The sequence below is a fragment of the Occallatibacter sp. genome, from assembly GCF_049582745.1.
Classification (GTDB): Bacteria; Acidobacteriota; Terriglobia; order Terriglobales; family Acidobacteriaceae; genus Telmatobacter.
This window is the reverse complement of record NZ_JBAUUO010000181.1, coordinates 43,334-59,296: the sequence shown is the minus strand read 5'-3', so window position 1 is coordinate 59,296 and position 15,963 is coordinate 43,334. Positions and strand designations below refer to the sequence as shown.

Genomic DNA, 15,963 nt, shown 5'->3' with positions numbered 1-15,963 from the left:
GCTTGTTCGGTCGTTCATTATGGAAAGACGACCAGAATGAATTTCACCAGCACAACATCGGCCAGGATAAGAAAGAGCGAACCCAGCACGACCGAGTTGGTGGCCGCACGCCCCACGCCCTCGGCGCCGCCGCGCGTATTCATACCTGTGAAGCTTGCGATGAGCCCGATAATTAGCCCGTACACCATCGTCTTAAAGGTCGGCGGCAAGAATGCGTCAAAAGTGGCGCCGCTGAATCCACTCGACACGAATTGATGGAAGGAGAGCGGTTCAACCAGCCTCTGCGCGAGCCACCCTGCCATAAGGCCGCTTGCATCGGCGGCAAGGGTAAGCAGCGGGAGCATGAGGATGCACGCGAGAATGCGCGTGACTGCCAGCAGCCGGTAGGGATTGACGGCTGAGGCTTCAATTGCGTCAATCTGCTCAGAGACCTTCATCGACGCAAGTTCCGCGCCAATGCCCGCGCCCACGCGACCGCTGACAACCAGGCCAGTGATGATGGGGCCCATCACCTGGATCACGGAGTAAACAAGGGTAGCCGGAAACATTGATTTCGCGCCGAACCGGCTCAGACTATAACGCGCTTCCAGCGAGATGATCACGCCCACCGCCGCGCCCGCGAGTGTCACCAACGGGAAGGACTTTGACCCTACTTCGTCCAGTTGGCGAATCAGCTCGCGCCATTCATACGGCGGCGTAAGCGCTGCCTTCAGCACCGCCCAGGAAAACATCCCCAGGTTTCCGAACCACGCGAGGAAGCCGCCCACCAGCCGGATCATGCTGCCGGCAGCGAATAATGACGGAGTGTTGCTCCGGCCGGCTATCGGTGGAGCGAGAGTTGAAACAGAAGTGATTTCGCCGTCGCTCACTGATTCGGACCTTGAACCGGCGCCCCATGCGCATTGTTCAGATGCATCCGGGAGAGCAGTGAGTGAGGACTGCTATAAAGAAGCTCCAATGAGATGTTTCCTGCCATATATGCAAGCAGGTTGTAGTTTCCAACGCGGAATGCGTCCTTCGCGCCGAAACGGTCAGGATACCAGCCATAGACCGCCGCGAAAGAACCCGCGTATGGAGCGACTAGCGCAGGGAAAGAGAATACGCGATGGCCGTCCATGCCGCGCCGCGCAATGAATGTTGAAAGCACCGCATGGCTCAAACGCGGAAGCCCACCTCTGCATTCGCAGCGGTAATATAACGCGTCTTCCCTGAAGACCTCTGACAGTCCATAACGCGCCGAGGTGCCAATCGCCGCGATGGCAAAGTCGGAGCCAAATCTTCTGCCAAAACCCTCGGCTCCTTGGTGCCACTCGGGCGGTGCATTATTGAGTTGGTTGATGCCTGCGGCTAGTCCGGCACCAACAAACGGATAGGGCCCATAAGCATTGAATGTATAGTTCCTTACCTTTGTCTTCTCCGTCGGCCGTTCATATGCGAGTTCCGGGTTTGTGGCGGTTGCGCTCGGCAAATACGCGGACGGATCGCTCGTGCTGGAAAGCGATTGGGAGACAGCCGCGATTGGGACCATGGCAAGAGCAACTATCAGCCAGAGCGAAGGCTGCATAATTCGTGAGCGGCAAAGCTTCGTCGCGCTTCGAGATATCAAACTTTGCCGGTAACCAATCTCGCCAAAATACTTTCGATCGCGCGCGAGCCGGTCCTGCGACCGCCGCACCCACAACTCCAGTCTCTCTACAGATGATGTCAACACTTGCTCCATTGGGAATCCCTTCTCCCAAAAACTGCGGGCCGCGATTCGGGACTTTAGTCAATCCCTAAAGAGAGGATGGCAGTTCGGGAGCGCAATAGATGGTCACATTTGCTCCACATGCAGACCCGAAGGGCAGTCTGAGCACTATTGACCAGACGTCAACCTCCTGCGAAGGCGCATAATAGAAAGGTATTCGGTATAACTACGCTGGGAGCACGGGGTATTCTCCCAAAGCGCGACGCTTTTCTTTTTGAGCCGCTCGAGACCGCTTGCCGATGCTTTACCAAAGTTTGCCCGTGATCGCCTTTTCTAAAGCGATCATCGTGCGATCTTTCCTGGATTCGCCACAAGTTTCTAAGATTCCCAATTCGATGTGACTGTCTAGTCCTTCATCCAGCACACCGGCAAACCGTTTTGAACGGAACTGCATATTGAACAGTCAAATCACTAAGGGTAGTTTCGATTGCGCCGCTTTTCTCGCGAAGGCCGGCCTTGGTCGCAAGATTGTTGAACTGGAACCCAAAGAAACCTTCTTTTCCCAGGGACACCCGGCAGACACTGTCTTTTATCTCCAAAGAGGACGTGCGAGGCTGACCGTCGTCTCGCAAAACGGGAAAGAGGCTACAATCACTCTTCTGTCCGATGGCGATTTCGTTGGAGAGGAGTCGTTGGCGTCGATTCCTGGACTGCGGCTGGCAACAGCTTCAGCAGTCAACTCTTGCGTTGCGCTCAAAATCACACGGGAAGAGATGGCGCGCGTGATGCATGACGAGCCGAAGTTCGCCGATCTCTTCTTCAAATTCCTCCTGGCCCGCAGCATGCGCACTCAGGCAGACCTGGTTGATCAACTCTTTAATTCAAGCGAGAAGCGTCTGGCGCGGATTCTCCTTCTTATGGCGGAGTTTGGCAAGCCAGGAGAACGAGACACCTTCATTCCTCCAGTTTCCCAGGAAACATTGGCGGAAATGATCGGCACGACTCGCTCCCGTGTCAGCTTCTTTATGAACCGCTTCCGCAAACTTGGCTTCATTAATTACAACGGTCGCATTCAGGTTAATAAGTCATTGCTCAACGTTGTACTTCTCGATCAGTTGTCCGAGCATAACGCTCAGAAACCGCTCATTCCATTCCTTGGGCCAATCCTTAAGCCGGTGATTCCAATTATTGAAACGGTCCTGAAGCCGGTGGTCCCTATAGTCGGGGCGATTAAACGAAAGCTAGCAATTGGGGCATCGAGGAGTTAGTTCACCACTCGGCATGCACGTAGACCGGGGCATCGTTCTGCTTGAACTCGCATGCGGCACTTCCGACCGCTATTGCACATCACCGACAGATGCGCGGCAACGTGCGATTGAGATCGCCACTCTCCTTTGCTCATTCTGTCCGTCTTCAAGGTCTGATAACCGCGGCAATCAGAACGGCGAGTCCGTTCCAAGCGATTTGCACACCGATGCAAAGCAAAATAAATGCAACGACCCGTAGAATGCCGTGCGCAGTAGACGGGGGAATGATCTTGGTGATCGTTGGAGCATACGCGTAGCAGAAATAAACGAGCGCACTGAGAACCACCACAGCAAGAAAAACGCCAATATGGGCCTGAACATCCCTCGACATTTCACGATTCGAGATGTGTGCGGTGAGTGTCAGCAGCGCGACAAGCGTCCCAGGACCTGAGGTTACGGGAAAGGTGAATGGATAGAACGTTGCCTGCTCAAGGTACTCTGTCCTGGTTTCGGCACGTACCTCGCTCTCCTCCTCCTTGTTCTTAACAATCGCGCGTGCATCCCTCTCATTCAGTACCGACCATCCCATCGCTGCTATCACAATGCCACCGGAGAGTTGCACGATAGGCAAAGAAATCCCGAAAAAGTTGAGAATGGCCGCGCCCAGAAGTTCAATGATGGCCAAAAAGATGATGTTGTTGATTGCGATCTTGCGCGCCAAAGATCGATAGACGGCTGGCGGCGCCTCGCCGGCGAGCCCAAGAAACACGAGAGCCGACCCAAGCGGATTGATCAGCGGCAAAAGCACACTGAAGGCGATAAGAAACGACTTCCAAACGAGCAACCTCAGTCCCCTTACTTATGGCCTCAGTCTCTCGGCCGCAGCCAGAGTTGACCTGGAAATTATCGGCTCCTGCCAAGTCCCCCGGCCTAGACGCCGATTTCGTGCAAGGCTAGGAAAGCGTCTAGGAAGACGCGGGGATTGAAGGGGTCGTGAAGTGTGGTCGCAAAGGACATCCACTTCGATTGCTTAACGTGATCGGCAAAATTCGAAGGATGCCCGAATTGTGTCTCGCCAGCAGCGATTCTCTCCCAAAGAGCCCATGAACCGCCGTCGGTTTTCCCCAACAGGGTAGCGGCCGAGTCCATTGAACCCAGGCTCGATCCTTCGGTCATAGACCCGAGAGTCACGATGACTTTGTCGTCTTCGGTAACACGAATGCTTCTAACGACACCTTTTTCCTGGACCACGATCTTATCGACAGCAAAGCCGGCCCTGTCTTCGAGGAGAACAAGGTCCGTAACTGTTGTCTCGAGCATGAAATTCACACCGCGTTCTTCGAGCCACTTATGAAGTGGGCGGACCATCGAATCGTACTGGTTGTACACGGTGCGCATAATGCCGGTAAGCGTATTGAATCCGGAAACCATGTGGGTGAAGCGCACCAAATAGCGTTTGAACTCAACTGCGCTATGCCACGGTTGAAACGCAAAGGTAGTACACCACATGTGCAGAAGTCAGTCTCAAAGAAATCCGGCGCAAACTGGTCGGAGATCATGGTCCGTCCAAGCAACTCCTCCGGCTCCATCGCCAGACGCTCGAGGTTGAGAATATCTTTCTCGCTCAAGCCAAAACTGGGACTGTCGACCCTTTGACCGTCCCGAAACAGCCGCGACTTGGAGGCGGTCTTCATCGTCTCGTTCCAGTCAAATATCTCCTGCGTCACCGACTTCGCCCCATCGAGAGTTGGAATCGATGAAAAAAGATCGTAAGTGCACAGGTATTTGCTCTCGATCATGCGACCGCCGCGCATCACATAGCCGTCAGCCGCATTTCCGGCTGCATCAAGGCTGCCGCCAATCCGGGAAGACTCTTCCAGGATCGTGATCGTGTGCCCTTGGACATCTCCGTCGCGAATGAGAAAGACTGCAGCGGCAAGAGAAGCAATGCCCCCGCCAACAAGATAAATCCGAAGCCCTTGGAGTTTGGCATCGACCTCGATCAGAAACACTATGACTTGCCGCAGTTCTTGGTGCAGAAAGTTCTGGCAGAGAGCAATCTCCCCGACGTATTGAATAAGGTAGAGCCCAAATACCTGGGCTACCAACGAACCGAGACAGCGCTGCAGACATATCTGGCCTTGGAGACCCAAGACCATAGCCAGCCGTTGCCTGATATGCCAAAGACAGTGAAGAGCGGCGATGCGTATTCCAGTGTTCAGCAATTGGGTGACCGACTTCGCCTGCTTGGCGACCTGCCGCAAAGCGCTGTTGAAGATCCGAACGCAACTACCTATAGTGAGCCATTGGTAGAAGCGGTTAAGCACTTTCAAGCCCGACATGGGTTGAAGTCCGAAGGACGGCTGGACAAAGAAACGATTGCTCAGCTTAATATGCCGTTAAGTGCCCGTGTAATCCAATTGGAAGATTCTCTTGAACGATGGAGATGGCTTCCGGCGGACTACCCGCAGTTGCCTGTCGCGGTGAATATCCCTGGTTTTAAACTGCGCGTCTTTTCAGACGATCACACCATAGCGTTGCGGATGAATGTTGTGGTGGGGAAGGCGCTCAACCATCAGACGCCGGTCTTTGCCAAGGAAATGAAGTACATCATCTTCCGGCCGCTGGCGTTCTGGTTCTGCCCGACAGAGGTAAGGCCAAATGCCACAAAAACCACGAATGGCAGCGTACTCATTACAAATCCCCATGGTCCAAATCGTTCCCTAGTTCTCGACCGCTCTGCGAACGATAGCAACGGAGCATCCGGCTCGACGAGCTACCGACTCCGCAACGCTGCCCAGCAAGAAGTCATGAATGCTCCTTTGCCCATGCGAACCGACCGCTATCAGATCGGCGCGCCATTCGGCCGCCTGGCCGAGAATTGTGTTTGCCACGTCTCCAATCCGTACGCCAGTTTGTGCCGTGAATCCGGCTTTGCGCAGTTCGGCCGCAATCCGCTCAACCAGGACGCGTGCAGGCTGCTTTTCATCTTCCAATTCAGGTGCATAACCTTGAGCCATCTCAGGCGGAGGCACGGTGTCAACCGGTTGCAGGACATGTAAGACCAGGGCCTCTGCATTCTCATGCCGGACCCCGGTTACTACAGCGCGAAGCAGATCTTCAGCAAACCCCGAATCGTCAACTGCCACCAGGACTCTCATGACTCCTCTTCCTTGATCCGCAACAGCCTGCACAACCATGGGCCAGTACACGACATTTGCAGAATCGCTTGCGGGAACGTCTGCCGATGGGTCGCGCCTTCCGACCGAAGAAGATATTCTCCCGCGGCGTCCCAAGTATCGAACGGCCAGCACAGGAATGAAGGTCTCAATTGCTCACGCGAGATGTCTGTTATCTCCGCGTTGGAAGTCACAATGCGTTCAGAGAGCCTGTAGTCCGGCGGAGAGAAGGTCATCAAAGGCCGTTATGCTCGGGGAAGGCACCCCCGACAACTTAACCTGAGACATCGCTCAGAGTGGATTGAGGGGCTCCAAAACTTATCAGGGAATTCCGGGTAGATCAGCAGGGCGTTCATCGGCCACCTCTTTAGGAAGAAGGACGCATGGCGAGCATCGCAATCCGCACGCGGGTGCGGCGTTGGTTCTCGGCTCATCAGAAGCTGGCGCGGCTGCCCTCGGTGCTGCACACTGCTTCAATACCAGTTTGTTCCTGCGGTCGGCCAATAGCTGTGCAATAGGAACCACTTCTCCAGAATCAAGCCTTGAATCACCCCGCGACGTCGAAGGGCGAGCAAAACAGACCAGATGTTGCTGGGGGACACGGTTCATCGTGGTGAGAGGAGAGAACAATCATGCCGGACCAATTTGAGAATCCAAAAGTGACAAAGGTTGAAGACGAAACAATCTCGGACGCAGCAGCAAACAAACGGATAGAGCGTGTTGCCGAAAAGGCCGCAGAGAAGGCATCGCATACGGAACAGAATTACGATCAGAACCACGAAATCATTTCAAAATAGAAGGGCGTCGGGATCATCACTATCCGGCGTTCCTACTTGTCCGTGCGACATCCCTCGGCCCCGCCATCTCAGAAGGTCAAGTCTCACTGTACATTCGCACGACTGGAAGGCCTTCCAAGAACCGTGATGATTTGCCGTCTGGATTTTCGCGGACTGGCGTCTTATACCGGGCAGATTGGCTGGTTTGGGAGCTGTGCTTCCTTCTTTGTTGCAATGCGCCCAAGCTATCCGAGCAAGAACAGGAGCATATCGCAAATGGAATCGAAAACATATAAGCCCGCGCCCAAGGATGACAACGATTCCCTGAAAACGCTCGCCATGCCTGAGTTGATGAAAAAGCTTGGTGCATCGCCAGAGGGACTCACGCAGGCCGAGGCGACGAAGCGGCAGGCGCAGTATGGGCCTAACCAGATCGAGGAGAAGAAAACCAACGAATACCTGAAGTTTCTCTCCTACTTCTGGGGACCCATTCCGTGGATGATTGAAGCTGCCGTGATCCTCTCCGGGCTCGTTCGCCACTGGCTCGATTTCTTCGTGATTCTTCTGTTGCTGTGCTCCAACGCGCTGGTCGGATTCTGGGAAGAGCACCAGGCGGGGAATGCCATTGCCGCACTGAAAGCCCGTCTGGCAATCAAGGCCAAAGTCAAGCGGGATGGCAAGTGGCAGGATCCCAAGGCGAGCGAGGTCGTACCCGGCGACGTAATTCGTCTCCGGCTGGGCGACATCGTTCCCGCGGATGCGCGTCTGCTCGATGGCGATTCGATCGAAGTAGATCAGTCCGCGCTGACTGGCGAGTCACTTCCAGTATCCGAAAAGCCCGGCGGCGCAGTCTACTCAGGCTCCATCGTCCGCCAGGGTGAGATTGACGCTATAGTCTACGCCACCGGGGCGAACACTTACTTTGGCAAGACCGCGCAGCTTGTCGAAGAGGCTCATACAGTCAGCCACTTCCAAAAGGCTGTGATGAAGATCGGCGACTACCTGATCATTTTGGCGGTGGCGCTGGTCGCATTGATTCTCGCATTCGCGCTCTTTCGTGGAGACAAGGTCCTTACCACCCTGGAATTCTGCCTGGTGCTTTTGGTCGCCGCTATCCCCGTCGCCATGCCGACCGTACTGTCGGTGACCATGGCAGTTGGGGCGCGCCTGCTGGCGAAGAAGGAAGCGATTGTAACCCGCTTGTCAGCTATTGAAGAACTGGCTGGCGTAGATGTTCTCTGCTCGGACAAGACCGGCACACTCACGCAAAACAAGCTCACGCTGGGCGATCCCTTCTGCATTGACGGAATTGCTGCTACGAACATCGTTCTCTGGGCCGCGCTGGCCTCCCGCGCGGAGGACAAAGACACCATCGACCTGGCGGTAATTGGCGGTGTAAAGGATGACAAGGAACTAAAGAGCTGCCAGGTACTTCACTTTATGCCCTTCGATCCGGTGCACAAACGCACAGAAGCTACGGTCAAAGGGGCGGACGGGAAGCAGTTCTTTGTAGCCAAGGGAGCGCCGCAGGTCATTCTGCAGATGGCAACCAACGCGGCCGAAGTCAAGACAGCGGCGAACAAAGCCATCCTTGATTTTGCCGGCCGCGGCTTCCGCTCGCTGGGTGTAGCCAGGGCAGATGAGCAGGGCAAATGGAAGTTTGTCGGCATGTTGCCGTTGTTCGATCCGCCGCGAGCGGATGCCAAGGAAACCATTGCCAGCGCCGTCCAAATGGGCGTCAAGATCAAAATGGTGACGGGCGATCAAATTGCCATAGCCCGGGAAACATCGAAAGAACTGGGCCTGGGCGTCAACATCCTGGACGCCAATGCGCTCGGCGACACCAAGAAGAAAGAGTCTCCGCAGGTAGTTGAGGAGATCGAAAAGGCAGATGGGTTCGCGCAGGTGTTCCCCGAGCACAAGTTTCATATCGTAGACGTGTTGCAAACCTGCGGCCACATCGTCGGCATGACCGGCGATGGAGTGAACGACGCGCCTGCGCTGAAGAAGGCCGACTGCGGCATTGCCGTTTCCGGCGCGACCGACGCAGCCCGAGCGGCAGCTTCTATCGTCCTGCTCACTTCCGGTCTCGCCGTAATCATCGACGCGATCAAAGAAAGTCGCCGCATCTTCCAGCGCATGAACAGCTATGCTATCTACCGCATCGCGGAGACGCTGCGCGTGCTCTTCTTCATGACACTGGCCATCTTGGTCTTCAATTTCTATCCGGTGACGGCAGTCATGATCGTGATGATCGCACTGCTCAATGACGGGGCGATTCTGTCGATTGCTTATGACAATGTCTTGTATAGAAACAAGCCTGAAGCCTGGAATATGCGGCTGGTGCTCTCCATCTCCACGGTGCTGGGGGTTATTGGCGTTGTTTCTGCGTTTCTCTTGTTCTATCTGGGTGAACGCGTCTTCCACATGGACCGCTTGACCGTCCAGACCCTGATGTACCTCAAGCTTTCCGTGGCTGGCCATTTGACCATCTTCCTTACACGGACACGGGGACCATTCTGGTCGATACGCCCTGCGAAGATTCTGCTGATCGCAGTCGTGGGCACGCAGGCGATCGCGACACTCATTGCGGTGTACGGAGTCTTCATGGCGCCGCTCGGCTGGAAGTGGGCGGGATTGGTATGGGCCTATGCACTTGCCTGGGCACTCATCAACGATCGTGTGAAGCTTCTTGCCTATCGCATCTTCGATCCGATCAAGAAGGCGATCCCGCAGACGGCGGTCGCAGGCGACGATACTCAGCAGATCGCGACCCGGGCTTATGAGATTTATCAAGAGCGCATCCATGGCGAGAGCCAGCAGGACCAGGACTGGCTTGAAGCAGAGCGGGAAACGCACCTCGAAGAGGCGGCAAAGAAGAAGCCCGCCGCATAGACAACACCGAAGGGGTTTGATGACCATCGATCCGAAAGATTATAGAGTGCAGCCTGACAAAAAGGTCGACCTCGGCAAGTGGCCGACGGTCGTCGCCCCCTATGCGAAGTCGAAGAAGCAGTATAAGGAAATTCTGCAAGAACACATGGAGAAACTGAGCTCTTTGCAACAGCTTCACAACGCGTCTCACAAGTATGCTCTGTTGCTGATATTTCAAGGGATGGATGGGGCCGGCAAAGACGGCGCCATCCGTCACGTCATGTCTGGGGTCAATCCAGAAGGCTGCGAGGTTTTCAGTTTCAAACAGCCCAGTGCAGAAGAGCTCGATCACGATTTCCTTTGGCGCACGACATGCCGCCTCCCGGAGCGTGGCCGCATCGGCATCTTCAACCGTTCCTATTACGAGGAAGTGCTGGTCGTTCGAGTGCACCCGGAGATTCTCCGCAGTCAGGGGCTTCCCGAGGAACTGCGCGACGAGAAGGACATTTGGCAGCAGCGGTATGGCTCCATCGCGGATCTGGAGAAGCACCTTCATCGTAACGGCACGCAGATCGTCAAGATATTTCTGCATCTGTCTTACGAGGAGCAACGGAAGCGATTTCTAGCACGCATCGATGAACCAGACAAGAACTGGAAGTTCAGCACCTCCGACATTCACGAGCGGAAATACTGGAAGCACTACATGAAGGCATACGAGGATTGTTTTCAGGCGACAAGCTCGCGTCATGCGCCGTGGTACGTCGTACCCGCCGACGATAAAGAGAACGCACGGCTCATCGTCTCCCAGATCGTTCTTGATGCGCTCAAAGGACTCAAGATGGCGTATCCAAAAACCACTGAAAAGCGTCGCCTTGAATTGCACTCGATCAAAAGGTTGCTCGCGAAATAGCGATGAAGATCCAGCGCAAGCAGACCCAACAAACAGAAGTCAGCCCTCACCGCGCTGTTACGAATTGCGGAGAACTGGAAGGAACATTCAATATGGCAACCACCGAGCTCCCCATCAACGTTGACAAAGACGACTCGCCTCAACCCTTCAGCAAGAACTTCGATCAGTTTGGCAACTCTTCTGGTTTCATCTTTGACGTGAGCCTGTCGACCGCGATTGCGGCGGATGGCAAGACTGAAGAAAGAGCGCCGAAGCCCAAGGGACCGCTTTCGCCCGAAATGTTGGACAAGATGAATCGCTACTGGCGAGCGGCAAACTATCTTTGCATCGGCCAGATCTATCTCTTTGACAATCCCCTGCTTCGCTCGCCGCTCAAGGCGGAGCAGATCAAGCCGCGATTGCTCGGTCACTGGGGAACCTCGCCAGGCCAGAACTTCATCTACATTCATTTGAACCGTCTGATCAAAGAGCACGATGCGGACATCATCTACATCTCCGGTCCGGGGCACGGAGGTCCTTCCCTGAATGCCTGCTCCTATCTCGAAGGCTCCTATACCGAGGTTCATCCGGAGATCACACACGACGAGGACGGCCTGCGGCTTATGTTCCGCAAGTTCTCGACTCCGGGTGGCGTGCCCAGCCACTGCGGGCCGCACGTACCGAATTCAATGCACGAGGGCGGAGAACTTGGATATTCATTGGTCCATGCATTCGGCGCGGCCTTCGACAACCCGGACTTGATCGTCGCCTGCGTCATCGGAGACGGCGAATCCGAGACTTGTCCGCTCGAAGGAAGCTGGAAGTCGGTCAACTTCGTCAATCCGGTGCGCGACGGCGCTGTCCTACCTATCCTTCATCTCAATGGATACAAGATCTCCGGACCGACCGCCCAGGGACGCACCAGCGATGAAGACCTGAAGGCTCTGTATGTGGGCCGCGGATACAAGCCCTACTTTGTCGAGGGCGACGATCCCGAGGTCGTGCATCAACTCCTCGCGCAAACGCTTGAAGATTGCTATGCCGAAATTCGAAAGATTCAGCAGGATGCGCGCAAGAACGGATTCAAAAAGCAGCCCGTCTGGCCCATGATCATATTCCGCACGCCCAAGGGATGGACCTGTCCCAAGGAAGTCGATGGGATACCCATCGAAGGCACATTCCGAGCGCACCAGGTTCCACTCGCTTCGGTCAAAGACAATCCTGAACATCTCAAGATCCTTGAAGCATGGATGAAGAGTTACAAGGCCGAGGAGCTGTTCGACGCGAACGGCAAGTTCATCGACGAACTGGCGGCTCTCTCGCCCGCAGGCAACCGGCGCATGGGAGGCAATCCCCACGTAAATGGCGGGCGCGAGCTGATCACTCTCGCGCTGCCCGACTTCACGGATTACGCGCTTGAGATCCCCGGCCCCGGCCAGGTTCTGGCTGAGGCTCCGCGCAAACTGGGAGATTTCTTCCGCGACATCTTCAGAATGAATCTGACAAACTTCCGCATGTTCTGCCCCGATGAATCGAATTCCAATCGCCTCAACTCTATCTTTGAGGCAACGAAGCGGTGCTCGATGGCCGAAATTGTCTCGATCGATGATGAACTTGGTCCAGATGGCCGCGTCATGGAAGTGCTGAGCGAACATCTCTGCCAGGGATGGCTAGAAGGCTATCTGCTCACGGGCCGTCATGGGATGTGGTCCTCCTATGAAGCCTTCGCGCAGGTGGTCGATTCGATGACCACACAACATGCTAAATGGCTTGAGCAGTGCCGCGAGTATCCATGGCGCAGACCGCTTGCGTCTCTGAACGTTCTGCTCACAAGTCATGCATGGCGCAACGACCACAATGGCTTCAGCCACCAGGCAACCGGGTACGTGGACAATGCACTGGCGCGCAGGAGCGAAGTGATCCGCGTGTACTATCCACCGGACTCTAACTGCCTGCTCAGCGTCTTCGACCATTGCCTGCGGAGCCGCAATTACGTGAACGTCGTCACCTGCGGCAAACAGCCACAGCTTCAGTGGTTGAATATGGATGAGGCACTTGAGCACTGCTCAAAGGGCGCATCCACGTGGAAGTTCGCAACCAACGCTGAAGGCGGGGAGCCGGATGTAGTGCTCGCCTGCGCCGGAGATGTACCAACGATCGAGACCTGCGCGGCCTCGTGGCTGCTACAGAAACATGTCCCGGGCATCAAGGTTCGCGTTGTCAACGTTGTCGACTTGATGACTCTGATGTTTCCCGACAAGCATACGCATGGGATGGACGAAATGTCTTTTAATGCGCTCTTCACTGAAAAAGCGCCGGTGGTCTTCGCCTTCCACAACAATCGCTGGCTCATTCACACCCTGGTTCACGGGCGCGCCAACGAAGGCCGCTTCCATGTGCACGGTTACATGGACCGAGGTACGACTACAACACCATTCGACATGGTGGTTCTCAATGAAATGAGCCGCTTCCATCTTGCACTCGATGCATTGAAGCACATCCCGCGCCTCCGCCTCGAAGCCGAGAAAGCCATCAACTTCTTCAACCAGGAGTTACAACGCCACCACGACTATATTCGCGAAAACCTGGAAGACATGCCTGAGATCAGGAACTGGCAGTGGACAAAGGACTTCAGCGATGCCACCGCTCCGGCTCAGCTTGCCAAGGGGCATCCCGGCAAGGCGATGTTCACCGACAGTTAGGCTCTATTCGGTCGAAATCAAAGGGGGCCGCCGTCGCAAAGAGGTTGCGATATCAGTCTCCGCCTCTCGGACGCGCTTGACAGGGGGAGAAATTGAACGATCCGAAGTCACCATCCGATTGGTTCAAGGTCGATGGAGTAGATTCGCTGGTTGAGTTGGCGCTCAATCTTCACTGGTCCTGGAATCATACCGCGGACGAGTTGTGGGAAGCGCTCGACAAGGATCTTTGGGCAACCACGCAAAACCCATGGGTCATCCTGCGAACGGTCTCTCGGGAAAAAATCAAGGCTGCATTAGGCACGCCAGAGTTTCGAAATAAACTTGACAGTCTGCTTCAGCAGAATAGGGACTCTTATCGGGCCGACGCGTGGTTCCAGCATAAGCATCGAGACACGGCGCTCACAACAATCGCCTACTTCAGCATGGAGTTCATGCTCACCGAGGCTTTGCCGATCTATTCGGGCGGCCTGGGAAATGTAGCGGGCGACCAGATGAAGGCGGCGAGCGATCTGGGAGTTCCGGTTGTAGGGATCGGCTTGCTCTACGGCCAGGGATATTTCCGCCAGGACTTCGATTCGGAAGGCATGCAACAAGCGCTCTATCCAGTCAATGATCCGGGACAACTGCCCATCCGGCCGCTGCGTCAGTCGAATGGCGAGTGGTTGCGGTTACAAATTCAACTTCCCGGTTCGAGGATCTGGCTTCGCTGCTGGGAAGTGTCAGTGGGAAGAGCAAAGTTGTATCTTCTCGATACCAACGACTTTGCTAATACAGCGGCCCATCGGGGTATCACCAGCGAGCTCTATGGCGGGGACGCAGAGATGCGTCTGAAGCAGGAGATCGCCCTCGGCATCGGCGGATGGCGCTTGTTGCGAGCATTGGGTCTTGCGCCTGAAGTCTGTCACCTCAACGAAGGACATGCGGCATTCGCCGTTCTTGAGCGGGCACGCTGCTACATGGAGGATCACAAGAAGCCGTTCGACCTTGCCATGAACATTACGCGAGCCGGGAATTTATTCACTACACATACCGCCGTCAGTGCCGGTTTCGATCGCTTTGATCCCGCACTCATTCGCACGTACCTGAGCCACTATGCGGTCGATGAACTCGCGATCTCGGTGGACGATCTGCTCGCTTTGGGAAGACAGGACCCGGAAGACAACTCGGAACCTTTCAACATGGCTTATCTCGCGGTACGGGGCAGCGGACAGATCAATGGCGTCAGCAAGCTGCACGGACAAGTAAGCAGACAGATCTTCCAGTCCTTGTTTCCTCGCTGGCCAAGGGAGGAAGTCCCGATAGGATCCGTAACCAACGGCATCCATGTGCCGACTTGGGATTCGGCCTCGGCCGACGCACTGTGGACCTCCGCTTGTGGCGCGCAGCGCTGGCGTGGGAGTCGTCCGGAGGAACAGGACATCCGCCAAATCTCAGATCGGCAGTTGTGGCAATTGCGAACGGCCGGGCGAAAAGGCCTGATCGAACGGATGCGGAAGCGGTACCAGTGCCAACTCGCCGCTGAAGGCGCAGATCCGTCCAATGCCGCCGGCATCTTCGATGACAATGTGTTGACCCTGGGATTTGCACGCCGTTTTGCCGCCTATAAGCGCCCCAATCTTCTCCTGCACGATACCGAGCGGATGGTGCGGCTTCTCTCCAATCCGCGATGCCCCGTTCAGTTAATCCTTGCGGGGAAGGCTCATCCTCAGGATGTTCCGGGACAGGACCTGATCAAGCAATGGAAGGACTTCATCAAGCGCCCAGAGGTACAGGGACGCGTTGTCTTCCTCAACGATTACGACATGATGCTGGCCCAGGAACTGGTCCAGGGAATCGACCTCTGGATCAACACACCTCGGCGCCCATGGGAGGCCTGCGGAACCAGTGGTATGAAGGTCCTCGTCAACGGCGGCCTGAATCTTTCCGAGTTGGATGGCTGGTGGGCGGAGGCCTATACCCCAGAAGTTGGTTGGGCCATTGGAGACGGCCAGGAACATGGCGAAGACCCTGGATGGGACGCCAAAGAAGCGGACACTTTGTATTCACTCCTGGAAGCGGAAGTCATCCCGGAATTCTACGAGCGCAATAAATCCGGGATGCCAGACAAGTGGCTGGGACGCATCCGTGAGAGCATGGCGAAGCTTACTCCCGAATTCTCCGCAACGCGCGCCATCCGGGAATACACTGAGAGCCATTATCTTCCTGCGGCGTCGCGCTATCACGATCGTGCAGCGGACGATGGTGCGATCGGCACTGGCCTGCTGCAATGGAAGCAGGACCTTGAGCGGCATTGGAACACTGTGCATTTTGTCCGTGTGCGGATCAATACCCACGATGGGCAACACTTCTTTCAAGCCGACGTTACCCCTGGTTCCCTCACTCCTGATCACCTGAGAGTCGAGCTTTACGCAGATTCCGCTCAAGGAGAGTCAGCTTGTTTCGAAGCCATGATTGCAGCCGGGCCCAGTCAAGATACTCCCGGCTCATACGCTTATTCAGCTCAGGTCTCCGCAACCCGGCCCGCGAGCGACTACACCGCACGAATCGTTCCCCAACATTCCAATGCATTGGTGCCGCTCGAAGCGGGTCAAATTGTTTGGCAACGCTAG

Annotated in this window: 10 protein-coding genes and 2 pseudogenes; 7 read left to right on the top strand and 5 right to left on the bottom strand. The window is 55.6% G+C overall.

Annotated elements, in window-relative coordinates; translation table 11 throughout:
- Positions 1-17: 17 nt before the first annotated feature.
- Together WCA10_RS26810 and WCA10_RS26805 are read right to left on the bottom strand one after the other, a co-directional pair.
- Positions 18-869 carry an MlaE family ABC transporter permease gene (locus WCA10_RS26810; RefSeq protein ID WP_472825625.1) on the bottom strand — a complete coding sequence of 284 codons (852 nt, stop codon included), beginning with the start codon at positions 867-869 and terminating at the stop codon, positions 18-20.
- Positions 866-1,708 carry a hypothetical protein gene (locus WCA10_RS26805; RefSeq protein ID WP_472825624.1) on the bottom strand — a complete coding sequence of 281 codons (843 nt, stop codon included), beginning with the start codon at positions 1,706-1,708 and terminating at the stop codon, positions 866-868. The genes WCA10_RS26810 and WCA10_RS26805 overlap by 4 nt, the downstream gene beginning before the upstream one ends.
- Positions 1,709-2,142: 434 nt before the next feature.
- Between WCA10_RS26805 and WCA10_RS26800 the strand changes: the two genes are divergently transcribed.
- Positions 2,143-2,955 (top strand): Crp/Fnr family transcriptional regulator, encoded by an 813-nt coding sequence (locus WCA10_RS26800; RefSeq protein WP_472825623.1) that lies wholly within the window; start codon positions 2,143-2,145, stop codon positions 2,953-2,955.
- Positions 2,956-3,100: 145 nt separating this feature from the next.
- Here WCA10_RS26800 and WCA10_RS26795 read toward each other — a convergent pair whose 3' ends face one another.
- Both WCA10_RS26795 and WCA10_RS26790 read right to left on the bottom strand, forming a co-directional pair.
- Positions 3,101-3,778, bottom strand: a complete 678-nt coding sequence (locus WCA10_RS26795) for a MarC family protein (RefSeq protein ID WP_472825622.1) — start codon at positions 3,776-3,778, stop codon at positions 3,101-3,103.
- 86 nt (positions 3,779-3,864) lie between these two features.
- Positions 3,865-5,093, bottom strand: a pseudogene (locus WCA10_RS26790) (oleate hydratase).
- 18 nt (positions 5,094-5,111) lie between these two features.
- On the opposite strand from WCA10_RS26790, the pseudogene WCA10_RS26785 reads away from it, so the two are divergent.
- Positions 5,112-5,312: pseudogene (locus WCA10_RS26785) on the top strand (peptidoglycan-binding protein); the annotation flags it as partial.
- Between the two features lie 345 nt (positions 5,313-5,657).
- Here WCA10_RS26785 and WCA10_RS26780 read toward each other — a convergent pair.
- Positions 5,658-6,095, bottom strand: coding sequence for a universal stress protein (locus WCA10_RS26780; protein ID WP_472825650.1), 438 nt, complete (start codon positions 6,093-6,095; stop codon positions 5,658-5,660).
- Positions 6,096-6,745: 650 nt separating this feature from the next.
- Here WCA10_RS26780 and WCA10_RS26775 point away from each other — a divergent pair.
- The 5 genes from WCA10_RS26775 (at position 6,746) to glgP (ending at position 15,963) form a co-directional block, all read left to right on the top strand.
- On the top strand, positions 6,746-6,910 hold the full coding sequence (locus tag WCA10_RS26775) for a hypothetical protein (protein WP_472825621.1): 165 nt from the start codon (positions 6,746-6,748) through the stop codon (positions 6,908-6,910).
- Positions 6,911-7,165: 255 nt separating this feature from the next.
- Positions 7,166-9,784 carry a plasma-membrane proton-efflux P-type ATPase gene (locus tag WCA10_RS26770; protein WP_472825620.1) on the top strand — a complete coding sequence of 873 codons (2,619 nt, stop codon included), beginning with the start codon at positions 7,166-7,168 and terminating at the stop codon, positions 9,782-9,784.
- A gap of 19 nt (positions 9,785-9,803) precedes the next feature.
- On the top strand, positions 9,804-10,673 hold the full coding sequence (locus tag WCA10_RS26765; protein WP_472825619.1) for an ADP-polyphosphate phosphotransferase: 870 nt from the start codon (positions 9,804-9,806) through the stop codon (positions 10,671-10,673).
- A gap of 92 nt (positions 10,674-10,765) precedes the next feature.
- Positions 10,766-13,354: a phosphoketolase family protein gene (locus WCA10_RS26760; RefSeq protein WP_472825618.1), complete on the top strand. Its 2,589-nt coding sequence runs from the start codon at positions 10,766-10,768 to the stop codon at positions 13,352-13,354.
- A gap of 92 nt (positions 13,355-13,446) precedes the next feature.
- Positions 13,447-15,963, top strand: a complete 2,517-nt coding sequence (gene glgP / locus WCA10_RS26755) for an alpha-glucan family phosphorylase (RefSeq protein ID WP_472825617.1) — start codon at positions 13,447-13,449, stop codon at positions 15,961-15,963.